This window comes from Mesorhizobium sp. B2-4-2, assembly GCF_006442845.1.
Classification (GTDB): domain Bacteria; phylum Pseudomonadota; class Alphaproteobacteria; order Rhizobiales; family Rhizobiaceae; genus Mesorhizobium.
This window is the reverse complement of the sequence record NZ_VFVM01000005.1, coordinates 319,750-341,452: the sequence shown is the minus strand read 5'-3', so window position 1 is coordinate 341,452 and position 21,703 is coordinate 319,750. Positions and strand designations below refer to the sequence as shown.

19 protein-coding genes are annotated in these 21,703 nt (G+C 62.6%); 9 read left to right on the top strand and 10 right to left on the bottom strand.

All coding sequences use genetic code 11. The features are described from left to right. Positions 1-25 precede the first annotated feature (25 nt). Both mutL and FJ942_RS14700 read right to left on the bottom strand, forming a co-directional pair. A complete protein-coding gene (gene mutL, locus FJ942_RS14705) occupies positions 26-1,903 on the bottom strand; it encodes a DNA mismatch repair endonuclease MutL (protein ID WP_140656306.1) in 1,878 nt (625 codons plus the stop codon). Positions 1,904-1,970: 67 nt separating this feature from the next. Beyond that, entirely contained in the window at positions 1,971-2,873 is a 903-nt protein-coding gene (locus FJ942_RS14700) for a LysR substrate-binding domain-containing protein (RefSeq protein ID WP_140515572.1), read from the bottom strand. A 92-nt stretch (positions 2,874-2,965) separates the two neighbouring features. Here FJ942_RS14700 and FJ942_RS14695 point away from each other — a divergent pair, with 92 nt between their 5' ends. The 5 genes from FJ942_RS14695 to FJ942_RS14675 all read left to right on the top strand — a co-directional run bounded on the left by FJ942_RS14695 (position 2,966) and on the right by FJ942_RS14675 (position 9,530). Further along, a complete protein-coding gene (locus FJ942_RS14695; protein WP_140624617.1) occupies positions 2,966-4,513 on the top strand; it encodes a trimethylamine methyltransferase family protein in 1,548 nt (515 codons plus the stop codon). Positions 4,514-4,552: 39 nt separating this feature from the next. Beyond that, positions 4,553-6,202: an ABC transporter substrate-binding protein gene (locus FJ942_RS14690; protein ID WP_140670070.1), complete on the top strand. Its 1,650-nt coding sequence runs from the start codon at positions 4,553-4,555 to the stop codon at positions 6,200-6,202. Positions 6,203-6,317: 115 nt separating this feature from the next. Then, positions 6,318-8,300, top strand: coding sequence for an FAD-dependent oxidoreductase (locus FJ942_RS14685; protein WP_140880480.1), 1,983 nt, complete (start codon positions 6,318-6,320; stop codon positions 8,298-8,300). Positions 8,301-8,440: 140 nt separating this feature from the next. Continuing rightward, a complete protein-coding gene (locus tag FJ942_RS14680; protein ID WP_140898027.1) occupies positions 8,441-8,920 on the top strand; it encodes a DUF3828 domain-containing protein in 480 nt (159 codons plus the stop codon). A 4-nt stretch (positions 8,921-8,924) separates the two neighbouring features. Beyond that, a complete protein-coding gene (locus FJ942_RS14675; RefSeq protein WP_140898025.1) occupies positions 8,925-9,530 on the top strand; it encodes a hypothetical protein in 606 nt (201 codons plus the stop codon). 9 nt (positions 9,531-9,539) lie between these two features. Here the strand turns inward: FJ942_RS14675 and queF are convergent, their stop codons facing one another. Continuing rightward, positions 9,540-10,001 (bottom strand): preQ(1) synthase, encoded by a 462-nt coding sequence (gene queF, locus FJ942_RS14670; protein WP_140898023.1) that lies wholly within the window; start codon positions 9,999-10,001, stop codon positions 9,540-9,542. 141 nt (positions 10,002-10,142) lie between these two features. Here queF and FJ942_RS14665 point away from each other — a divergent pair, with 141 nt between their 5' ends. Further along, positions 10,143-12,188, top strand: a complete 2,046-nt coding sequence (locus FJ942_RS14665; protein ID WP_140898021.1) for an NADH:flavin oxidoreductase — start codon at positions 10,143-10,145, stop codon at positions 12,186-12,188. A 128-nt stretch (positions 12,189-12,316) separates the two neighbouring features. Here the strand turns inward: FJ942_RS14665 and FJ942_RS14660 are convergent, their stop codons facing one another. Next, positions 12,317-12,724 (bottom strand): hypothetical protein, encoded by a 408-nt coding sequence (locus FJ942_RS14660; protein ID WP_140521694.1) that lies wholly within the window; start codon positions 12,722-12,724, stop codon positions 12,317-12,319. 116 nt (positions 12,725-12,840) lie between these two features. Between FJ942_RS14660 and FJ942_RS14655 the strand changes: the two genes are divergently transcribed. Beyond that, on the top strand, positions 12,841-13,269 hold the full coding sequence (locus FJ942_RS14655; protein ID WP_140515587.1) for a MarR family winged helix-turn-helix transcriptional regulator: 429 nt from the start codon (positions 12,841-12,843) through the stop codon (positions 13,267-13,269). 61 nt (positions 13,270-13,330) lie between these two features. On the opposite strand, the gene FJ942_RS14650 is transcribed toward FJ942_RS14655, so the two are convergent. Further along, the gene (locus FJ942_RS14650) at positions 13,331-13,927 is read right to left on the bottom strand and encodes a polysaccharide deacetylase family protein (RefSeq protein ID WP_246679789.1); all 597 of its coding nucleotides are present in this window, start codon (positions 13,925-13,927) and stop codon (positions 13,331-13,333) included. A 212-nt stretch (positions 13,928-14,139) separates the two neighbouring features. After that, a complete protein-coding gene (locus tag FJ942_RS14645) occupies positions 14,140-16,212 on the bottom strand; it encodes an EAL domain-containing protein (protein ID WP_140494180.1) in 2,073 nt (690 codons plus the stop codon). Positions 16,213-16,519: 307 nt separating this feature from the next. On the opposite strand from FJ942_RS14645, the gene FJ942_RS14640 reads away from it, so the two are divergent. Beyond that, a complete protein-coding gene (locus FJ942_RS14640) occupies positions 16,520-17,707 on the top strand; it encodes a glycine C-acetyltransferase (RefSeq protein WP_140494178.1) in 1,188 nt (395 codons plus the stop codon). 52 nt (positions 17,708-17,759) lie between these two features. Then, complete coding sequence (tdh, locus tag FJ942_RS14635) at positions 17,760-18,794, top strand: L-threonine 3-dehydrogenase (RefSeq protein WP_140494176.1); 1,035 nt, start codon at positions 17,760-17,762, stop codon at positions 18,792-18,794. Between the two features lie 39 nt (positions 18,795-18,833). Here tdh and FJ942_RS14630 read toward each other — a convergent pair whose 3' ends face one another. The 4 genes from FJ942_RS14630 to FJ942_RS14615 all read right to left on the bottom strand — a co-directional run bounded on the left by FJ942_RS14630 (position 18,834) and on the right by FJ942_RS14615 (position 21,672). Further along, positions 18,834-19,481: a CDP-alcohol phosphatidyltransferase family protein gene (locus FJ942_RS14630; protein ID WP_181168334.1), complete on the bottom strand. Its 648-nt coding sequence runs from the start codon at positions 19,479-19,481 to the stop codon at positions 18,834-18,836. Between the two features lie 4 nt (positions 19,482-19,485). Continuing rightward, positions 19,486-20,436: a phosphatidate cytidylyltransferase gene (locus FJ942_RS14625; RefSeq protein WP_140494172.1), complete on the bottom strand. Its 951-nt coding sequence runs from the start codon at positions 20,434-20,436 to the stop codon at positions 19,486-19,488. Then, positions 20,433-21,071, bottom strand: coding sequence for a lysophospholipid acyltransferase family protein (locus tag FJ942_RS14620; RefSeq protein ID WP_140495013.1), 639 nt, complete (start codon positions 21,069-21,071; stop codon positions 20,433-20,435). The genes FJ942_RS14625 and FJ942_RS14620 overlap by 4 nt, the downstream gene beginning before the upstream one ends. 157 nt (positions 21,072-21,228) lie before the next feature. Next, positions 21,229-21,672 carry a MarR family transcriptional regulator gene (locus FJ942_RS14615; protein WP_140494170.1) on the bottom strand — a complete coding sequence of 148 codons (444 nt, stop codon included), beginning with the start codon at positions 21,670-21,672 and terminating at the stop codon, positions 21,229-21,231. Positions 21,673-21,703: the final 31 nt, after the last annotated feature.

Genomic DNA, 21,703 nt, shown 5'->3' with positions numbered 1-21,703 from the left:
GCATCCGGCCTTGGAGGGCAACACTTTATCGCCGCCCGAACAATCTCTCGATGTCCGCCAGCTTGAGTTCGATATAGGTCGGGCGGCCGTGGTTGCAGGTGCCGGAGCCGGGCGTGGCCTCCATCTGGCGCAGCAGCGCGTTCATCTCCTCGGCCTTGAGCAGGCGGCCGGAACGCACTGAACCATGGCAGGCCATGGTCGCCGCGATTTTGTCCAGCCTTTCCTTCAGCGTGTCGACGGTGTCGTTGTCGGCGATCTCGTCGGCGAGGTCGCGCACCAATTGCTGGACGTTGGTCTCGCCCAGCATCGACGGTGTCTCGCGCACGGCCACGGCGCCCGGCCCGAAACGCTCGATGCCGAGCCCGAAGCGGGCGAGCGTTTCGGAATGCGTGGCGAGCCGTTCGGCATCCTCTTCAGGCAGGTCGACGATCTCCGGCAGAAGCAGCATCTGCGACGGCACGGCGCGCGCGTGCAGCGCGTTCTTCAACGCCTCGTAGACCAGCCGCTCATGCGCGGCATGCTGGTCGACGATGACAAGTGAGTCCCTGGTCTGGGCGACGATGTAGTTCTCATGCACCTGCGCCCGTGCCGCACCGAGCACCGTGCCAAGCAGCGTCTCCGCCGCTTCGCCCTGTCCCGCCCGGGCGTCGGCGCTGGCGATCGGGCCGGCATCGAACGCCGCCTGCTCGTTTTCGCCGAACCCGCCGTTTCGCTCGAATCCTGAACCCTGGAACTCCATGTCGAGTGGCCGTTGCGGCGAGCGTGCGCGGTCGAAACCGGCAGAGCCCGAGGCGCGGTAGGCCGCTTCGTAGCTGCGGTGACCATTGGCCGGGCCGCCATGGGCGTATGACGCCGCTCCCGGCCGGAACGCCGCCATCATGCCGGCGGCACCGGAAGTGGCGGCGCGGATGCCGGCTTCGGCAAGCGCCTGACGGATGGCGCCGACGATCAGCCCGCGCACCAGGCCGGGGTCGCGGAAGCGGACATCCGCCTTGGCTGGGTGGACATTGACGTCGACGATCGCCGGGTCGAGTGTCAGGAAAAGCACCGTGACCGCATGGCGGTCGCGTGGCAGGACGTCGGCGAAGGCGCCTCTGATAGCGCCGGCGATCAGCTTGTCGCGCACCGGCCGGCCATTGACATAGGCATATTGCTGCAGCGCGTTGGCGCGGGTGAAGGACGGGATCGACACATGACCGGTCAGGTGCACGCCTTCGCGCATCGCATCGATGGCAATGGAATTGTCGGGAAACTCGACCCCCATCACCTGGGCGATGCGGCGCAGGCTGCCTTCCGCGCTGTCATCGGTCGCCGGCAATTCCAGCGTCGCGCGGTCGGAACCGGTGAGCGTGAAGCGAACGGTCGGAAAGGCGATCGCGATGCGCTTGACCACGTCGCTGGTCGCCGAGCTTTCGGCGCGCTCGCCTTTCATGAATTTCAGCCTTGCCGGGGTGGCGAAGAAAAGGTCGCGCACCTCCACGGTGGTGCCGCGATTGGCCGCCGCCGGCCTGACGGGCGAGATCCTGCCGCCCTCGATGCCGATCTCGGCGGCGCTGTCGCTTGCCGCCGTGCGCGAGCGGATCGACAGCCGCGACACCGAGCCGATCGACGGCAGCGCCTCGCCGCGAAAGCCGAGCGAGCGGATGTCGTGGATGTCTTCGGCAAGCTTGGAGGTGCAATGGCGTGCGATCGCCAGCGATAGCTCCTGTTCGGGGATGCCGAAGCCGTCGTCGGTGACACGGATCAGGTTCAATCCGCCGCCTAATGTGACGACCTCGACCTTTCCTGCACCGGCATCAAGCGCGTTCTCGACCAGTTCCTTCACCACGCTTGCCGGACGCTCGATGACTTCGCCGGCGGCGATCTGGTTGATCATCGTTTCGGAAAGCTGGCGTATGGGCATGGTGACAGTATAGGCGGATTCGTGCCGAGCGGGCGAGGGTGTAGTACGGTGAAAACAGTGAACGACCTCACGCTTGCGCTGCCAGCCAATCCCGTACCTTGCGGGCATTCTCGCTAAGCTCCCGGTTCCTCGGCCAGATGACATAGAACGCCTTGCCGGTCCTGAGCACATGGTCCGTCACCGGCACCAGCAGTCCCGTCGCGAGCATCCGCTCGGCAAGGTGGCGCCAGCCGAGCGCGATGCCTTGCCCTTCCATGACGCCCTGGATTACCAGCCCGTAATCGTTGATGCGCAGGCCGCGTGCGGTATCGCCGAGACGGGCGCCGGCCGATTCGAACCACTCATTCCAGCTCGCCGCCTCGCGATAGGGCTCCTCGAGATGGATGAGACGGTGCGTGGCCAGTTCCGCGACCGATTTGGGCAGGCCGAACTTCGCCGCGTAGCTGGTGCCGGCGACGGGAAAGATCTCTTCGTCGGCAAGCGGCAGCGAATGATAGTCCTGCCAGTCCCTCGGTTCGCCGCCGCGCACGGCAAGCGGGATGCCCTCTGCGATGATGTCAAGGTCGCGGTCGGCGGTCTGGATGCGCAGATCAATGCCCGGCAGTTCGTCGCGAAACTGCTGCAGCCGCGGCATCATCCAGAAGGAGCCGAACGCAGTTGAGGCGGCAAGCGTCACGTGGCCGCCGGTCGCCTGCAGGCGCAGATCCTCCGCCGACTTGCGGATGTGGGACAGGCCCAGCGAGACGTCGGCGTGGAAACGCTCGCCGGCCTCCGTCAGGCTGACCTGCCGGTGACGGCGCTGGAACAGCTTGGCGCCGAGCTGTTCCTCCAGCCCGCGCACCGCGTAGGAAACGGCGGCCTGGGTCATGCCGAGCTCTCGCCCGGCGGCGGTGAAGCTCGACAGGCGGCCCGCCGCCTCGAAGACGATCAGGCTGCCGGCCGAGGGCAGGAGGTGGCGCAGGTTTCGCATAAGCAGAGCTTATACAAGAGATCAGGATTTTCCAGCGTCACATTCCTGTTTTGTGCGTCTAGGCTGCGAGGTATAAGAGGAATGGAGTTGCCATGAACGCACCGGCCGCTGTGACCGAACACTCCAATCGTCGAGCCGGCGGCCGCCTGGGGCGCAAGGCGCTGCGGGGAGCTCCGGTAACGTCGTTTCCGACACTGGTCCGCCAAATCCCCGTCTATCAGATGGTGCCGGACGAGGCAGTGGAACTCATACACCAGGAATCGCTCGCCATCCTGGAGGACGTCGGATGCGAGTTCCGCGACGATGAGGCCATCGAAATGTGGAAGGCCGCCGGCGCGGACGTCTCCGAGACAAGAGTGCGGATCGACCGCGCCTTGCTGATGGAGCTCGTCTCGAAGGTGCCGTCGGAGTTCACGCTCAACGCGCGCAACCCTGAGCGTACGGTGCGCGTGGGCGGAAAGAATTCCATCTTCGTGCCGATGTATGGCGCGCCTTATGTGCGTGACCTCGACAATGTCAGGCGCTACGGCACGCTCGCCGACCTCAACAATTTCCACAAGCTCGCCTACATGGCGCCGGCCCTGCATTCCTCGAGCTCGATCATCTGCGAGCCGATGGAAATAGCGGTGCCCAAGCGTCACCTCCACATCATCCATTCGGCGCTGAAGCATTCCGACAAGCCGTTCATGGGCATCGTGACTTCCAAGGATCGGGCGGAAGACACGATGGCGATGGCGGGCATCGTGTTCGGTGAGGATTACGTGCGCGACAACCCTGTGCTGGTGTCGATCACCAACTGCAATTCACCGCTGGTATGGGATGCCACCATGCTGGATGCGATGAAGGTCTATGCCCGTCACAATCAGCCGCTGATCCTGGCGCCCTTCGCGCTGTGCGGCGCCTCGACCTCGGCCTCGGCCGTGGGCGCGGTGGCGCAGGTCAATGCCGAGGCGCTTGCCGGTGTAGCGTTCACCCAGCTCCTGCGTCCGGGCTCGCCTCAAATCTACGGCCAGTTCATGGTCACGGTCGACATGAAGACCGGCGCTCCGATGGGCGGCACGCCGGAGGCCGCGCAGATGATGTACCTGATGGGCGCGCTGGCACGGAAATACGGCCTGCCGTGGCGCACGTCCGGCTTCCATGTCGGCTCGAAGCTGAACGATGCCCAGGCCGGCTACGAGGCGAACATGCTTATGCATGCCGCCATCCTTGCCGGCGCCAACTACATCTGGCACTCGGCCGGATGGCTCGAGGCGGGTCTCACCTGCGGCTATTCGAAATTCGCGACCGACTGCGAACAGCTCGTCGGCTGGTACAAATATGCCGGCGGGCTGCCGTTCGACGATTTCAAGGAAGCGATGGCCGCCATCCGCGAGGTGGGGCCGCAGGGCCATTTCCTCGGCACACAGCACACGCTCGAGCATTTCGAGCGAGCCTTCTTCATGCCCAGCATCATGGATTTCAACTCCTACGAACAGTGGAAGGCCGAAGGGGCGAAGGACCATGACACGCGCGGCCGCGAGAAAGCGCGCAACATGCTGGCCGATTATGAGGAGCCGAAGCTCGATGAGGGCATCGCCGACGGTCTCAGAGATTTTATCGCGCTGCGCGAGGAGAAATTGCCGGACAGCGTTAGCTGACGGGACGAAGATCTGACGGGAACCACAAGGGAGGAAGAAATGAGGCTTTTCAAAAGCAATGGTGATCGTTTTCCAAGCGCCATAGAGGAGATGGCCAACGAGGCGCGTGCGGGTCGGTTCGATCGGCGCGAATTCCTGGCGTTGGCAAGCGCCTTCGGGGCATCGACGGCTCTGGCCTATGGCATGATCGGCCTTGCCGCGCCGACGAACGCCTTGGCCGAGGAGCCGAAGAAGGGCGGAACGCTGCGTGTCTCGATGTCGGTCAAGGCGCAGAAGGATCCGCGCACCTACGACTGGGTTGAGCTTGCCAACATCTCGCGCACCTGGCTGGAGCCGCTTGTGCGCTATACCAGGGAGTTCACCTTCGAGCCGGTGTTGCTCGAAAGCTGGGACATCAACGACGACGCCACCGAATATACGCTGCATGTGCGCAAGGGCGTTACCTGGAACAATGGCGATACCTTCAACGCCGATGATGTGGTGCACAACGTGACGCGCTGGTGCGAGAAGGGGGTCGCCGGCAACTCCATGGCCGCGCGTGTCGGCGCGCTGATCGACGCCAAGACCGGCAAGGCAAGGGACGGCGCGATCACCAAGATCGACGACAACACGGTCAAGCTGAAGCTCTCCGAGCCCGACATTTCGCTGATCCCGAACTTCACCGACTATCCGGCGCTCGTCGTCCACCGCAATTTCGATGCCGATGGCGCCGATCCGATCAAGAAGCCGATCGGCACCGGACCCTTCGAGCTGGTCTCTTACGATGTTGGCCAGAAGGCTGTCGTCAAGCGCCGCGAGAACGGCAAATGGTGGGGCGGCGAAGCTCCGCTCGACGGCGTCGAATTCATCGACTACGGCACCGATTTCAACGCCACGGTGAATGCCTTCGATTCCGGCGAAATCGACCTCAATTTCGAGTCGCCTGCCGATTTTATCGACATCCTCGACAAGATGGGGCTGGAGAAATCGGAGGTGGCGACCGCGACCACCCTGGTTGCGCGCACCAACGTCACGCACAAACCCTACGATGACAAGCGTGTTCGCAACGCGCTCCAGATGGCGGTCGACAACAACGCGGTGCTGCAGCTCGGCTACAGCGGTCGCGGCACGGTCGGCGAAAACCACCATGTCAGCCCCATCCATCCGGAATATTATCCGCTGCCCAAGAAGGAGCGTGATGCCGCCGGCGCCAAGAAGCTGATGGCGGAGGCGGGTCAGGCCGACTTCGAGCATGAGCTGATCACCATCGAGGACGATTGGCAGAAGAACACCGGCGATGCCATCGCGGGCCAGCTGCGCGAGGCCGGAATCAAGGTGAAACGGACGGTGCTGCCGGGCTCGACGTTCTGGAACGACTGGACGAAATATCCCTATTCGATGACGATCTGGTACATGCGCCCGCTCGGCGTCCAGGTGCTGGCGCTCGGCTATCGCACCGGCGAGGCCTGGAATGAATCGGCGTATTCGAATCCCGATTTCGACGCCAAGCTCAAGCAGGCGCTATCGCTGATCGACGTCGCCAAGCGCAAGGAGGTGATGAAGGATGTCGAGCAGATCCTGCAGGATTCCGGCGTCATCATCCAGCCGTTCTGGCAGAAGCTCTACAGTCATACGAGCAAGAAGGTGAAGAACTACGGCGTCCACCAGACTTTTGAAATGGACCTCCAGAACGTCTGGCTGGACGCCTAGCTGCAATGGTTGGCGAATGCCGGCACCCTTTCAGGTGCCGGCTGTCCGGCAAATCGATTATGGCTGCGGGCGCTGGCGCTCGGGTGCTGCCGCTAAGGCTTTTGAGGAGCGGTACATGTCTGGGCAGGTCTTCAACCGGTTGTTCACGCCGATTGCTCTGCGCGGCAAGACCTTACGCAACAGGATCGTGTTCGGAGCCCATACCGCGAACATGGCGGTAGAGGGACTGCCGACAGAACGGCATGTCGGCTATTATGCCGAACGCGCTATCGGCGGCGCGGGCATGATCGTCGTCGAGCCGATGCCGGTGCACCGGGCCGCGGTTCTTACCCGCGGCAACTTCCGTCCTTCCGACGAGAGCGTGATCCCCCATTTCCGCAAAGTGACGGAAGCGATCCGCGGCAACGGCGCCGTCGCCATCCAGCAGCTCTATCATGTCGGTCAGCACGCGGACGCGGACAACTCGTTCCATGCCGGCTGGTCCCCTTCCGGACTGCCGAGTTATCACGACTCTGACGGTTCGCATCGAATGTCCGAAGCCGAGATCGAAGAAACGATCGACGGTTTCGTGCAGGCGGCGCGCCGTTGCCGCGAGGCCGGTTTCGACGGCGTCGAGGTCTGGGCGGCGTATCATTCGATGCTGGACCAGTTCTGGACGCCCTGGTCGAATCGCCGCGACGACCGGTGGGGCGGCAGCCTTCAAAATCGCACCCGGATGAGCCGTGAGGTGATGAGCAGAATTCGCCGGGAATGCGGCGATGATTTCATCATCGGCCTTGCGGTCAACGACGAACCGGAAGTCGAAGTGGCGCTGAAGCGCGAAGCATTGGCCGAGATAATCGACCTCCACGACCGCGATTCTTTGATGGATTATGTGACTTGTGGAACGGGCTCCTACTTCGATTTCTACAAAATCATCCCGACCTTTGTTTATCCGGAAAAGCTCGGCGCCGACCTGGCGTCCGTGCTCAAATCCACCGTGCGCCACGCGTTGGTCACCGCCGAGAGTCACATCCGTACGCCGCAGAATGCCGAAAGTGTGCTGAGCGAAGGCCACGCTGATCTGGTTTCCATCGTGCGGGGGCAGATCGCCGATCCGCACCTGGCCGCAAAGGCCGCCGCCGGACGGCCGGAAGACATTCGCGGGTGCCTGTCCTGCAACCAGATGTGTTGGGGCCGACGCAGCCGCGACTACTGGATCAGCTGCGTCATCAATCCCTCGGCGGGGCGGGAATGGGAATGGGGCGGAGATCGCTTCGCCCCGGCTAGCCAACCCAAGCGCGTACTGGTCGTCGGCGGCGGTCCCGCCGGCCTCGAAGCGGCGCGTGTAGCAGCCGAACGCGGTCACCGTGTCACGCTGGCCGAGGCTTCCGACCGTCTTGGGGGGCAGTTCCGCCTTGCGGGGCTGCAACCGCGCCGCGCCCAGATTCTGGATCTGATCGACTGGTACCAGCGCCAGCTCAGCCAGCTTCAGGTCGACGTCCGGTACGGACAATATGTCGAGGCGGAGGATGTCGAGCGCGAAGGCGCGGACCACGTCATCATCGCAACCGGCTCGATGCCTTCAGACGGCGCTTTCCAACGGGCATTGCCGCAGTGGGAAAGCATCCCGGGCGGCGGGCTGGTTCTCTCGGCCGAAGCCGTGATGGCCCGTGAGGCGAGACCAGGCAAAAATGTTATCTTGCTCGACGATGGCGGCAATTGGAAAGGGTGCGGCACCGCCTGGAAACTCGCCGAGGACGGTCACAATGTGACGCTTGTGACACCTGACGCCCTGGTTGGCAAAGAGCTTCAGCGAATGGCCGTCGACGCGCCGCTGCGCCGCGCACTCGTCAGGCTGCGGGTGCGGTTTCTGACCGAGAGCGCCATCGTTCATTGGGACGGGAAGGCCGCCAGGGTCGCTTCCCTGCTCGACGGAACCGAGCAGGACGTCGAAGCCGATGCGCTGGTCTTCGCCACGACGAATATGGCAGCCGACATGCTTTCCGTCGAACTCGACAGGCGCAAAATTGCCCACACGTCGATTGGTGATTGCACCGCCTCAAGGCAGGCGGCTTTTGCCATCCATGATGGCCGCAAGGTGGCGCTTGGTCTCTGATCGCAGTCTTGGCACGCGCGCCTGTCGGATGGCCTGCATCGGCGGCGAGCCGCCCTCGGGCTTCATGAGCCGCAAAAAAGCCGATATGCAGGATGCGTGCTACTGGATTGCGCCAAGCCATCAAAAGCCGGAGATTCTGCATGAGACTGACAGTGCTCCTTGCCGCCCTTTCGACGGCCTTTCCCGTTGTCGCCCTGGCCGGTCCGGCGTCGGACGCCGTGAAGTTCTTCTATGTTCCGGATGTCAAGTTCGAGGCCGACGCAAAATACCGGGATCGCTTCACCGAGCCGGTGACGAGACTGTTCGACCTCAACGATCAGGCAACGAGGAAGAATCCGGACCAGGTCGCCTGCATCGATTTCGATCCGGGCCTCGATGCGCAGGATTTCGACCAGAAGACCGTCTCCAAGACCCTGAAAGTGTCCGAGATGGTGGATGGCGATACTGCCCAGGTGGTGGCGAGCTTCAGCCTCTTTCCGGAAGGAGACGATGCACAACGCGAAATGCATTGGTCGCTGAAGAAGATCGACGGCAAGTGGAGGATATCGGACATCGCATCGAAGACCAGCGATTGGACGCTGAGCCAGCTCGAATGTCTGGCGGGCCAAGATCCGGAGTGATCCGATGGCCCGCCGCCGGTTCCTGGCACTGTCGGCCGTGTGCATTATGGCGGCGGACTTGAGTGGCGGCGCCGCGCAGGGGCTACTCGGCACGCCGCCGGCGAATGCGCCGGCCGCCCCCGCGCCCGATGACCACGGGTCGCCGCCAGCGTCTGCACCTGGCGGAGCCGCCGAGCCGGCAACGCCACCGGCTGCCTCGCCAAGCGTACCTGCCGCCCCAATTCAGCCGGGCTCGCCGACAGCGGTGGTGCGGCCATTCTACGACCAGCTCGGCTTGGAGGTCGATCCGTCGCAGCGCCGCCATTTCGTCGATCCGGCGAAAACGGTGCTCGACAAGAGCGATGCGCTGCGCAAATCCGGGCAGGGCGAGTGCCTCGACCCCAACATGGCGCTCGACAATGCCGACTATGATAAGGCCGAGATCGACAAGAGCCTGAGGACGCTCGAGGCGATCAATGGTGACCAGGCCAAGGTCATCGTCGCCTTCGTCGTCGCCGGCAACCCGCACCGCCTTGAGTGGAAGTTCAAGAAGGTCGACGGCGAATGGAAGATATCGGACCTGCTATCGGTGACCGGTGAATGGGCGCTCAGCCAGTACCAATGCGAATGATGGTTCGAGCTAGCCTCGCCCGCGATAGGGCGCCACTCCGGTCTCGGGCAGCCAGACGCCTTCCGGCGGCGCGCCCGTCTGCCAGAACACGTCGATCGGAATGCCGCCGCGTGGATACCAATAGCCGCCGATGCGCAACCATAGCGGGCTCGTTGCCGCCACGATGCGGCGGCCGATCATGACGGTGCAATCCTCATGGAAAGCACCATGATTGCGGAACGAGGTCATGAACAGTTTGAGCGACTTCGATTCCACCAGAGCAGCGTCGGGTGCGTAGTCGATGACGATGTGGGCGAAATCAGGCTGGCCGGTGACCGGGCACAGCGAGGTGAATTCCGGGCAGGTGAAGCGCACGATGGCCGGCGGGCCGTCGCCGCGCGAAAACGGCACGGTTTCCAGGACCGCCGCTTCCGGGCTCTGTGGCGTCTCGACATGCGCGCCGAGCTGGGTGAGGGTTTTGGTATCGATCATGGACGGCTCCTTGCCTGCCTGTCGCCGGAAGCACGCTTCCATGGCGGTCGGCGCGAACGAAGATTGGAATAAACGCCGCAATCCACTCAGGGGCGGCGCATCTGGCCGCTCAATAACACAATTTGAAACCGCAGGAAGACGATGACCAGCAACGATCCGCTTCTCCAGCCCTATCAGCTCAAGCATCTGACGTTGAAGAACCGGGTGATGTCGACCAGCCACGAGCCTGCCTATTCGGAAGACGGCATGCCCAAGGCGCGGTACCGGCTCTACCACACGGAGAAGGCCAAGGGCGGCATGGCGCTGACAATGACCGCCGGCTCGGCCATCGTTTCACGCGACAGCCCGGCCGCTTTCGGCAATTTGCATCTCTATGATGACGGGATCGTGCCATGGCTCGCGGAACTGGCCGACGCCTGCCACGAGCATGAGTGCAAGGTGATGATCCAGATCACCCATCTCGGCCGTCGAACCGGTTGGAACAAGGCCGACTGGCTGCCCGTCCTGTCGGCTTCGCCGGTGCGGGAGCCGGCGCATCGCGCCTTTCCCAAGACCATCGAGGATTGGGATATCGAACGCATCGTTTCCGACTATGCTTCCGCCGCCCAGCGCTGCCAGGCCGCCGGTCTCGACGGCATCGAATTCGAGGCTTACGGCCATCTGATGGACGGCTTCTGGTCTCCGTCCACCAACCATCGGGACGACGGGTTCGGCGGCTCGCTCGACAACCGGCTGCGGTTCACCGACATGGTGCTCGACGCCGTGCGGGCGGCCGTGGGCGAAAAATTCGTCGTCGGCATACGCATGGTCGCCGACGAGGATTTTTCGCAAGGCCTGTCGAAAGAGGAGGGCGTCGAGATCGCCAGGCGGCTTGCCTCATCAGGCAAGGTCGATTTCCTCAACATCATCCGCGGCTCGATCGAGACCGACGCGGCACTGACGAAGGTCATTCCGGTGACCGGCATGCGCTCATCGCCGCATCTCGACTTCGCCGGCGAGGTGAGGGCGGCGACGAAATTCCCGACCTTCCACGCGGCGCGAATTTCCGACGTCGCAACTGCGCGCCACGCCATCGCCGCCGGCAAGCTCGACATGGTCGGCATGACCCGCGCCCACATCGCCGATCCGCACATCGTCCGCAAAGTGATGGAAGGGCGCGAGCACGAAATCCGCCCGTGTGTCGGAGCCACCTACTGCCTCGACCGCATCTACGAAGGCGGCGAGGCGCTCTGCGTCCACAATGCGGCGACCGGCCGCGAGGCGGACATTCCGCATATCATCACCAAGGCCGAGGGACCAAAGCGAAAAGTCGTCGTCATCGGCGCTGGTGCAGGCGGACTGGAAATAGCGCGCGTGGCCGCGGAGCGCGGCCATCAGGTGACGGTGCTGGAGGCATCGGGCCAGGCCGGCGGGCAGGTCAGGCTGGCGACGCAGAACCCGCGCCGCAAGGAATTGATCGGCATCGTCGACTGGCGGTTGGCCGAACTCGACCGGCTCGGCGTCGAGATCCGCTACGACAGTTGGGCCGAGAAGGACGACGTTCTGGCGTTGTCGCCCGATGTCGTGGTGATCGCCACCGGCGGACTGCCGCAGAATCCGCCGCTGATGGCGGGCGACACTCTTGTCACATCGAGCTGGGACATCATGGCTGGCAGCGTCAAGCCGGCTGAAAACGTGCTGCTCTATGACGACAATGGAGGCCATCAGGGAATGGGCGCTGCGGAACTCGTCGCGGCTGCCGGTTCGAAGCTGGAACTGGTTTCGCCGGAGCGATTCTTCGCGCCGGAAATGGGCGGCATGAACCACGTACCCTACATGCGTGCCTTCCAGGAGAAGGGGGTCACCATCACTATCAACACAAGGCTGCGCTCGGTGCGCCGCGAGGGCAATCAACTGGTTGCCGAGCTTGCCTCCGATTTCGCCGACGGCTGGCGCGGCGAGCGGCGGGTCGACCAGGTGGTGGTCGAGCATGGCACGGCGCCGCTAGACGACCTTTATCTCTCGCTGAAGCCATTGGCGACGAACGGCGGCGCCATAGACTATGAGCGGCTGGTGAGTGGCGGCGACATTTTTCCCGAGCGCAATCCGCAAGGATCTTTCGTGCTGTTCCGCATCGGCGATGCCGTCGCCTCGCGCAACATCCACGCCGCCATCTATGACGGCATCCGGTTCGGGCTAAGGATTTGAAAGGCTGCTGTCGCTAACAATTTCGGGGAGGCGCGCAACGGAACCTCCGCAAGGAGAGCCATCTGCTGCCTTGGTTCGTTGCGCGCCGCGTACGCCGCCTGCTTGCGCCGGCACCGTACGATCCGTGATCAGAACATTCTGGCGGTGGCCATGCAGAGCACGGTGAGAACCAGCAGCCAGGCGGCGATTCGCTCGCCTTGGGCCATCTTCGCGCGCAGGGCAGGTTCGGTGGCCGCGTCGGCGCCAGCAAGCTGCGTGCTGGTGCGGCGGACCATGGTGCTGAGCACTCCAGCCGCGGCGAAGGCGGCAACGATGCCGAGGGCCAGCACCATTTCCATCGAGCCGAAATAGGCACCATGGAAAAAATACCAGAGCAGCGCACCGGTGAGAAACACCATGCCGGCCGCTCCCATTTGCGGTCCAATGAAGCGTTCAGCCCGGATCTCGGGGTCGCGCGCCAGCGTGATGGTGGTGCCGGCCCAGAACACCCCCGCCATGACGTGAAGACCGATGGTGATGATGTAGACATATTGCATACCAGCTCTCCTCTCTTGCCCGCCGTCGCCTAAATAGTTAGATATCTAACTGTTAGATGTCAATGTATAAATGAGTGCCAGTTCCATCCGTGGAAAACACCGTCTAGTGTCTTGCCATGACGCCCTTTGAACGCCCGCCGGTCGGCATGAATCTCGGCCGCACCGCCAAGCTTGTTGCACAGGCCTTCGACACCGCTTTGGTTGAAGCCGGCGGCACATTGCCCGTCTGGCTTACTCTGCTGTCGGTCAAATCGAGCGAGCTAGCCAACCAGCGCGAGCTTGCCGGAATGATCGGCATACAGGGAGCGACGCTCACCCATCATCTAAACGCGATGGAGGCGCAGGGATTGCTGACGCGCCGCCGCGACCCCGTCAACCGCCGGGTCCATCTGGTCGAATTGACAGAGGCCGGAGAGGCGATGTTCGAGACACTGCGCAAGGCGGCGCTTGCCTTCGACAAGCGGCTGCGCGTGGGCCTGTCAGACGACAGGCTGGCGGAGTTTGCGCAAGTGCTGGCGACCTTGCGGGCCAATGTGGAAAGCTGACGATGTCCAAGGCGCGCCACGTAAATCTCTTTCGACACTAGGCGCTCTAGGGATCGCCCGCTCAGTCGTCATAGCTCTGGATTGTCCCAAAAGCATAGCCGCGCTGCTTCAGCGCTGTAATCAGCCTGGTCAGTTTCGTCTTGCCGTCGAAGCCGTCCTGGAACATCTCGTCATGCATGAGCAGGATCATCTTTCCGCGCTTGACGAAGCGGCCATAGCCGAACAGGTGATCGATCTCGCTGACCAGGTGGTCGACGCTCTGCACCGGCTTGCCTGTGTCGTCATGCACCCACTCATGGTCCCAGCCATAGAGATAGAAGCCGGAAGCGGCGACGAATTCGTAGTCCGGCTCCTCCCGGCCTTCCTGCGCAAGGCCGAGCGAGGTGTCGTTCTTCGACATTGAGGGCAGTCTGAACACGTCGCGCCCAGGCAGCCTCGCATGAACCGCTGGAGCGAGCCCGAGCACGGCATTGGCCCGCAGCATGTCGGCCACCACGCCTTCCGTATCGGCATAGAAATGCTGGTAGCGGTTGTTGGCGTGGCTGTAGCTGTGATTGCCGACCGTCACCAGCGGCAGAGCTTTTGCGCGTCTGACTAATGCCTTGTTGCCCGCGCTCGCCTGCGCATGCATGCCGACCATGAACAACGTCGCCGGCACCTGCTGCGCTTCCAGCACACGTCGAGGATGTTGCTGGTGCCGTTCAGCGGTCCGTCATCGAAAGTCAGATAGATGGTGCGATCCGCTGCATAAGCGGGAAATGCGGCGAGCATGGTCAGCAAAGCAAGCAGAAGCGGCATCGGGACTACCCGTTTGCGATCGTCACAGGGCGCCATTTCGGTGATGAGTTGTCAAGCGCGGGTGAGGGCTGCCTACGCCAGGCTTCCCTGCAGCACCGTTAGCCTAGCCTTCTTCGGCATGCGGGCGCTCAGCCAGTCACGGGCTTTGTCCTGCGGCATCGGGAAGGCGATGGAGTAGCCCTGCACCTGGTCGCATCCGATGGCCATCAGTGAATCGAGTTCGGCTTCGGTCTCGGCGCCCTCCGCGACGATCGAGATACCAAGGCCGCGCGCGAGCTCGGTGATGGCGCGCACGATCTTGGAGTTGTCACCGTTCTCATGGATGTTCTGGACGAAGCGGCGATCGATCTTCAGCCGGTCGATCTCGTTGGGATTGACGTGGCTGAGCGATGCGTAACCGGTGCCGAAATCGTCGAGCTCAAGATGGACGCCGGCGGCCCTGATATGGCGTAGCTTTGCCGCGATGCCTGTCTTCTCGTCATCGAGAATGACGGATTCGACGATTTCCAGCGACAGTTTCTGCGGCGGCAGGCCGGCCTTCTCAAGCGTCTCGAACAGGAAAGCATCGAAGTCGTGCTCGCGCAATTCGGTTCCGGATACGTTGACCGCAAGTCGTCCGAAAGCAATGCCGTCGCGGTTCCATTCGGCGGCTTCGTTGATCGCCTTGCTGATGACGATGCGGCCGATATCAGGCATGAAACCGCATTTCTCGGCGACGGGAATGAATTCGCCAGGCGAGATCATGCCGCGCTCGGCATGGTTCCAGCGCACCAGCGCCTCGATGCCACTGATCGTGCCGTCGCTCAGTGAAACCTGCGGCTGGAAATAGACCTGGAATGCCTGCTGTGAAATGGCAACCTTGATGTCGTGCTCGAGTTGCTTGCGATAATCGAGTTCGCGACGCAATTCCTCGGAGAAGAACGAGAAATTGCCGCCGCCCATCTTCTTGGCGGAGTAAAGCGCCAGATCGGCGTGAACCAGCAGGTCCTGGGCGTTGTCGGCGTCGATCGGATAGACGGCGATGCCGCCGCTGGCGCCCGGTAGAATGGTCGTGCCCTGGAAGACGATCGGCTCGTTGATGTGCGCAAGAATGCGCCGTGCCAGCATGTTGATGTCTTCGCTGCCGCCGGCGCCGTTGAGGATCATCACGAACTCGTCGCCACCGAGGCGCACGCACAGATCCGACGCCCGACAGGAATCGCGCATGCGCTGGGCCGTGATGACCAGCACATAGTCGCCGGCGGCGTGGCCGAGCGTGTCGTTGATCTGCTTGAACCGGTCGAGATCAAGCTGCACCACCGCAAGACGTTCGCGCCGACGATGCGCGCTCTTGATCAGCGTGTCGAAATGGTCGGTCAGGAATGTGCGGTTGTGCAGACCTGTCAGCCCGTCATGAACGGCGATGAAGGCCATCGAATTGCGCGCATCGACGAGTTCGCGCGTCTTGCGCAGGATCGCGTTTGACATGGGCCGGAAGATGAACAGCGCCACCAGAACGATGACGCCGATCGTGGCGTAAAACAGCGTGCGGTGCAGATCGAGCATCTTTTCGGATCGTTCGTCGGCGAAAGCGCTGATGCGCTGGCCCAGCGCCGAATAGCCCGACAATGTTGCGTTGGCGACCGAGGCGTCGAGGGTGACGCGCTCGTAACCGCCCTTGTAGCCGCCATTGTCGCCGAGTGCGAGTTGGGACGAGAAGGCCGATACCAGGCGTTCGCCATTGGCGACCAGCCCGACGGAAAAATAGTCGAGATGGAAAGGCTTGCCGAAAAGGACGTTCTCGATCGTCTTCGGATCGAGCCTGGCCGGCGACTTTGGATCGGCGGCCGTCTGCTTGAGCAGCAGGTCATAGTTGGTTTCGAACTCCGCCGTCGCCTGCTTGAGCGCGTTGACGAGCGCCGGCTGCTTGTCGCGCGAAGCAGCACCGGTCGCACCGGCGAGGAAGACGATGCGCTGCGACAGCGTCTTTTGCGTGCTGACGATATCGAGCAGCGTATGGTTGTGGCGTTGGGTGGCCATCACCTGCTGCAGCAGGATGAAGGAAGCCACCACCATGGCGGCGATGATCAGCAGCGCCAGCCAGTAACCAGCCTTGATCAGCAGTATGAGCTTGCCTGAAACGGTTTGCACCGGCTGCTGCGACATCTTGGGGGGCGGCCCTCTCGCCAACGGATTCCTGTATGAGCATCATTGAACTGCAAACATTAACAGGACTGGAAATCGACAGCTGGCCGACAAGGGGAAAGGCTTAAAGATCGCGAAATGGTTATCGGCCTCTTTCGCGGCCGGTCCGTATTTGAACATTCGCCGGCCCCACGTGATCCGGATCGTCTCTCGAGCCATGCCTGCGGCATCCGTTCGACATTACCCAGCCACCTGATCCGGTCGCTTTTGCGGTGGATTTTTTGTGCGTGCGGGACGACAGTCGGCCCACGTCAAACGAGGCACGATCATGACCGCAGCATTTCTCTCCCATATCGACGGTGAACTTGAGGGGCTCAGATCGGCCGGACTGTACAAGTCCGAGCGGGTGATTTCCTCCACGCAGTCGGCTGAGATCGATGTCGGCGGCGAGAAGGTGCTGAATTTCTGCGCCAACAACTATCTCGGCCTCGCCGACAGCCCCGACCTGCGCGAGGCCGCAAAGCACGCGCTCGACCGCTACGGCTACGGCATGGCTTCGGTGCGTTTCATCTGCGGCACGCAGGAGGAGCACAAGCAGTTGGAAGCGACGATATCGTCCTTCCTCGGCATGGACGACACCATCCTCTACGGCTCCTGCTTCGATGCCAATGGTGGACTGTTCGAGACGCTTCTGGGCGAGGAGGACGCCATCATCTCCGATGCGCTGAACCACGCCTCCATCATCGACGGGGTCAGGCTGTCCAAGGCCAAGCGCTTCCGCTACGCCAACAACGATATGGCGGATCTCGAGGCGCGGCTGAAGGAGGCGAAGGATTGCCGGTTCCGGCTGATCGCCACCGACGGCGTGTTCTCGATGGATGGCATCATCGCCAATCTCGCGGGTGTGTGCGATCTGGCCGAAAAATACGATGCCATGGTCATGGTCGACGACAGTCACGCGGTCGGCTTCGTCGGCAGGAACGGCCGCGGCTCGGCTGAGCATTGCGGCGTCGAGGGCAGGGTCGACATCATCACCGGTACGCTCGGCAAGGCGCTGGGCGGCGCTTCCGGCGGCTACACGTCCGGCAAGAAACAGGTGGTCGACTGGCTGCGCCAGCGCTCGCGGCCCTATCTGTTTTCCAACACGCTGATGCCGGCGATCGCCGGCGCCTCGATCAGAGTGTTCGACATGATCCGCAATGGCGATGCCCTGCGCGAGCGCCTATATGCCAATGCGGAACGGTTTCGGACACAGATGGGGAAGCTCGGCTTCACGCTGGCAGGCGCCGGCCATCCGATCATCCCGGTCATGCTGGGCGATGCCAGCTTGGCGCAGGAGATGGCGGCGCGCATGCTGCAACGCGGCATCTATGTCATCGGCTTCTCCTTCCCGGTGGTGCCCAAGGGCCAGGCGCGCATCCGCACGCAGATGTCGGCTGCGCATTCCAGCGCCGACATTGATCGGGCGGTCGAGGCTTTCGGTGCGGTTGGCAAGGAACTAGGTGTGATTTCCTGAGCGACCGGCGCCGCAAACCGCTTCCGGATCAAGAGATTCAAGGGACAAAAGAATGTCGAACATGATGAAGGCGCTGGTGAAGGCCAAGGCCGAGCCGGGCATCTGGATGGAAGAGGTGCCGGTGCCGGAAATCGGCCCCAACGACGTCCTGATCAAGGTGAAGAAGACTGCGATCTGCGGCACCGACGTCCACATCTACAATTGGGACCAGTGGGCGCAGAAGACGGTGCCCGTGCCGATGGTGACCGGCCATGAATTCGTCGGCACCGTCGCGGATTTCGGCGCCGCGGTCACCGAATACAAGGTCGGCCAACGCGTGTCGGGCGAAGGCCACATCGTCTGCGGACATTGCCGCAACTGCCGCGCGGGCAGGGGGCATCTGTGCCGCAACACGCTCGGCGTCGGCGTCAATCGCCCGGGCGCCTTCGGCGAGTACCTGGCGATCCCACAGCACAATGTCGTGCCGATCCCGGACGATGTGCCGGACGAGATCGCCGCGATCTTCGATCCCCTGGGCAATGCGGTTCACACCGCATTGTCATTTGATCTGGTCGGCGAGGACGTGCTGGTCACCGGCGCCGGACCGATCGGCATCATGGGCGCGCTGGTGGCGCAATGCGTCGGCGCCAGGAAGGTCGTTATCACGGATATCAATCCGGTTCGGCTGGATCTTGCGCGCAAGCTTGGCGTCCAGCACGTCGTCGACGCCTCCAAGGAAAAACTGAGCGACGTGATGCCGGCGCTCGGCATGACGGAGGGTTTTGATGTCGGCCTGGAAATGTCGGGGGCAGCCCCCGCCTTCCGCGACATGATCGACACCATGAACAATGGCGGCAAGATCGCCATCCTCGGCATTGCGCCGACCGGGTTCGAGATCGACTGGAACAAGGTCATCTTCAAGATGCTGCATCTCAAGGGCATCTATGGCCGCGAGATGTTCGAGACCTGGTACAAGATGATCGCGCTGGTCCAGGGCCCGCTCGACGTCTCAGGCCTGATCACGCACCGCATCGGCATCGATGATTTCCAGGTTGGATTCGACGCGATGCGCAGCGGCAGTTCGGGCAAGGTGGTGATGGACTGGTGATCGATGCGCCGGGAGTCTCAGGCTTCGAGGCTGGCGATGCTAGGGTCGCCTGGTTTTCAGCCATCGCACCTGTCGCCATGCGCGCCGCAACGCAGTTGCGGCGGCGCCGATGGCAATGGCGGCGAGCGCAAGCGTCAAGACTTCGTTGTGGCCATTCCAAAGGAATTCTCCGGTAGATAGCAGTGCCGCGACGGTTGCGACTGCCATGCGATGTGGCTTGGCCATCGGTCCGGTGAAATCGCTCGGCGTCTCGTTGGCCCGCCCCAATTCCCGCACATAGGCGGTGAGAACCGAAAAACAGGCCGCTGCCCAGCCAAGGCCAGGCATGCCGATGCCGTAACCTATGCCGGCCATGACGGCGATATCGGCGAGCCTGTCCGGGAACTCGTTCCAGAACGGCCCGTCGGCCGACGCCTTACCGCCCTCGACGGCGACCATGCCATCGAACAGATTGCACAGCAGCCGCAGTTGGCAAAACAGCGCCGCGCCCAGCAACAGCAGCGAACGAGAAGTGCCGCCGCTCTGCCCGCCAAGCCAGAAAGCCGTGCCTGCCAGCGCGCCGGCGAGGATACTGGCCTGCGAAATCTGGTTGGGGGTCACGGAGAGTGCGGCGAGACGTCTGGCCGTCGCTTGTGCCCAGCGCGTGTCGCGGCTTGCAAGTGGTCTGCGATCGCCCGTGTTCATCACTGCCTCATCCCGGTGACCAGAAATAACGAGTGAGATGGAAGAAGATCGGAGCGGAGAAAACCACCGAATCCAGCCGATCTATCAGGCCGCCATGGCCGTCGATCAGATGGCCCCAATCCTTCACGCCGCGGTCACGTTTGATGGCGGACATCACAAGGCCGCCGAAAAAACCCATCAGCGTGATCAGGAAGGCCATCGCGCCCGCCTGAAGCGGAGAGAACGGCGTGATCCACCACAGGCCAGCGCCGATGAGGCTGGCGCTTGCAACGCCGCCGAGGAAACCTTCAAGCGTCTTGGACGGCGAAAGCTTTGGTGCGATCTTCGTATGCCCGATCGCCTTTCCCCAGATGTATTGCAGTACGTCGCTCAATTGCACGACGATGACAAGGAAGGCTATCAGAAGCACATTGCGACCCTCGTAGCCGGGAATATGCAACGTCAGAAGAGCCGGGACGTGGGAGGCGCAGAAAACGCAGATCATCAACGCCCATTGCACCTCGGCAATTCGAACGAGGAAGTGCTGGGTGTCGCCCCGTGTGGCTGAGATGATTGGCATCAACAGGAAGGCGTAGACCGGGATGAAAACAGAAAAGATCCCGTAGTCCTCGATCCAGAGCAGCACATACTGTACCGGCAGCACGACGAAAAACGCCGTGGCCAGCGCCCAGTGGTCGGCACGCCGGGTGTTGGTCAGCGTCACGAATTCGCGAAGTGCGGCGAAGGAACAGAAGCCGAAGAGAAGCAGGACGCCGATCCGCCCGGCGATGAATGCTATGGCGATGAGGATCGCCATTACCCACCAGGCATTGATACGGGCGTTGAGGTTCTCGATGGCTGGGTTGGAGCCTTCTGGCGACAGCCGTCGCTCCAGGATATGCCCCACGAAAGAGGCCACGAGCAGGATCCCGCAGACGCCGAGCACGAGAACCATCATATCGAATTGGGTTGAGCTCATTCCGCTGCCTTTTTCGGTGCCAGCGCCAGCAGCGCCCCACGTGCCCGCTCGAGGAATATATCCTTGCTCTCGCCATCAGCCAGGTTCATTGGCTCGCCGAACGTCACGGTGCAGATCAGCGGGATAGGCACGAATTCCCCTTTCGGCATCACCCGGTTGAGATTGGCGATCCATACCGGCACCAACTCGAAATCCGGGTGCGATGCCGCTAAATGGAACAGGCCGGACTTGAATGGCTGCAAGGACGCGTCGGATTGGTTGCGCGTGCCTTCCGGGAAGAGAATGAGCGAAGAGCCTTCCCTCATCGCCTCTCCCATGCTTTCGACAGGATCCATCGTGCGTCCATCGCGATTGCGCTCGATCAGGACGGCATTGAAAACGTCACGGCCGATGAAGGCTCGGACTTTTGATTTCAGCCAGTAGTCGGCACCCGCTACGGGACGCACCCGCCGCCGCAGGCGCGGCGGCAGAACAGCCCAGATCAAGATGAAATCGCCATGGCTGGAATGATTGGCAAAGAAGATCGAGCGACGCCGAGGCAATCTGCCTTCATGCCAAAACGGCCGCACAGCGGTGATGGCTCTGGCAAACAGCAAGACGACCACGGCCACCGGCCTCGCGAGCAGCGACTTCATTCTTCCCCCAATTCGCCCGTCGATGATCACTGGCTGACATACAGCACTGAAAATCCGCCACCGAGCAAGCAGCGATCGAAAATGACCGCCAGACAGTCTCTGCTTCAAGGCGCTGTCGCGTCGAGCCACCGTCTCATATTCTATCGGCCGATAGCCGCTATCTCAGACCCAACGCGCTTTCCAATGACGCAACGCCTTTGACGATGGAGGCTTGCTGGTCGGCGCTCAGCTGGGCCAGCAGTTCCCGTTCGAAAGCCTTCGCCAGTGGCACCATCTCGCTATAGGCCGCAAGTCCGGCTCTGGTCAGCGCCAGGTGCTCGACGCGGCGATCGTTCTCGTCAGTGGTTCGGATGAGCCAGCGGCGACGCTCAAGCTCCGCCACGGCACGCGAAACCTTTGTCTTGTGCATCGCCGACTGCGCGCCGAGTTCCGTCGCGGTCATTGTGCCGCGCTGGCCAAGCCCCGAAAGCGTACGCCATTCCGGCCGTGTGAGGCCGTGACGCTCCTTGTAGATCCGAGAGAATTCGCGGCTCAGCGCATCGGCCAGCCGATACAGCCGGTAGGGCAGAAAGCTTTCGAGTTCCAGGATTTCGGATTCCATGACCAGCCATCGAGAAATGCCCGCGCACGGC

Excerpts from the sequence above, each read along its gene's own strand:
- mutL (WP_140656306.1), bottom strand. The coding sequence starts at position 1,903 with ATGCCCATACGCCAGCTTTCCGAAACGATGATCAACCAGATCGCCGCC.
- FJ942_RS14700 (WP_140515572.1), bottom strand. The coding sequence starts at position 2,873 with ATGCGAAACCTGCGCCACCTCCTGCCCTCGGCCGGCAGCCTGATCGTC.
- FJ942_RS14695 (WP_140624617.1), top strand. The coding sequence starts at position 2,966 with ATGAACGCACCGGCCGCTGTGACCGAACACTCCAATCGTCGAGCCGGC.
- FJ942_RS14690 (WP_140670070.1), top strand. The coding sequence starts at position 4,553 with ATGAGGCTTTTCAAAAGCAATGGTGATCGTTTTCCAAGCGCCATAGAG.
- FJ942_RS14685 (WP_140880480.1), top strand. The coding sequence starts at position 6,318 with ATGTCTGGGCAGGTCTTCAACCGGTTGTTCACGCCGATTGCTCTGCGC.
- FJ942_RS14680 (WP_140898027.1), top strand. The coding sequence starts at position 8,441 with ATGAGACTGACAGTGCTCCTTGCCGCCCTTTCGACGGCCTTTCCCGTT.
- FJ942_RS14675 (WP_140898025.1), top strand. The coding sequence starts at position 8,925 with ATGGCCCGCCGCCGGTTCCTGGCACTGTCGGCCGTGTGCATTATGGCG.
- queF (WP_140898023.1), bottom strand. The coding sequence starts at position 10,001 with ATGATCGATACCAAAACCCTCACCCAGCTCGGCGCGCATGTCGAGACG.
- FJ942_RS14665 (WP_140898021.1), top strand. The coding sequence starts at position 10,143 with ATGACCAGCAACGATCCGCTTCTCCAGCCCTATCAGCTCAAGCATCTG.
- FJ942_RS14660 (WP_140521694.1), bottom strand. The coding sequence starts at position 12,724 with ATGCAATATGTCTACATCATCACCATCGGTCTTCACGTCATGGCGGGG.
- FJ942_RS14655 (WP_140515587.1), top strand. The coding sequence starts at position 12,841 with ATGACGCCCTTTGAACGCCCGCCGGTCGGCATGAATCTCGGCCGCACC.
- FJ942_RS14645 (WP_140494180.1), bottom strand. The coding sequence starts at position 16,212 with ATGTCGCAGCAGCCGGTGCAAACCGTTTCAGGCAAGCTCATACTGCTG.
- FJ942_RS14640 (WP_140494178.1), top strand. The coding sequence starts at position 16,520 with ATGACCGCAGCATTTCTCTCCCATATCGACGGTGAACTTGAGGGGCTC.
- tdh (WP_140494176.1), top strand. The coding sequence starts at position 17,760 with ATGTCGAACATGATGAAGGCGCTGGTGAAGGCCAAGGCCGAGCCGGGC.
- FJ942_RS14625 (WP_140494172.1), bottom strand. The coding sequence starts at position 20,436 with ATGAGCTCAACCCAATTCGATATGATGGTTCTCGTGCTCGGCGTCTGC.
- FJ942_RS14620 (WP_140495013.1), bottom strand. The coding sequence starts at position 21,071 with ATGAAGTCGCTGCTCGCGAGGCCGGTGGCCGTGGTCGTCTTGCTGTTT.
- FJ942_RS14615 (WP_140494170.1), bottom strand. The coding sequence starts at position 21,672 with ATGGAATCCGAAATCCTGGAACTCGAAAGCTTTCTGCCCTACCGGCTG.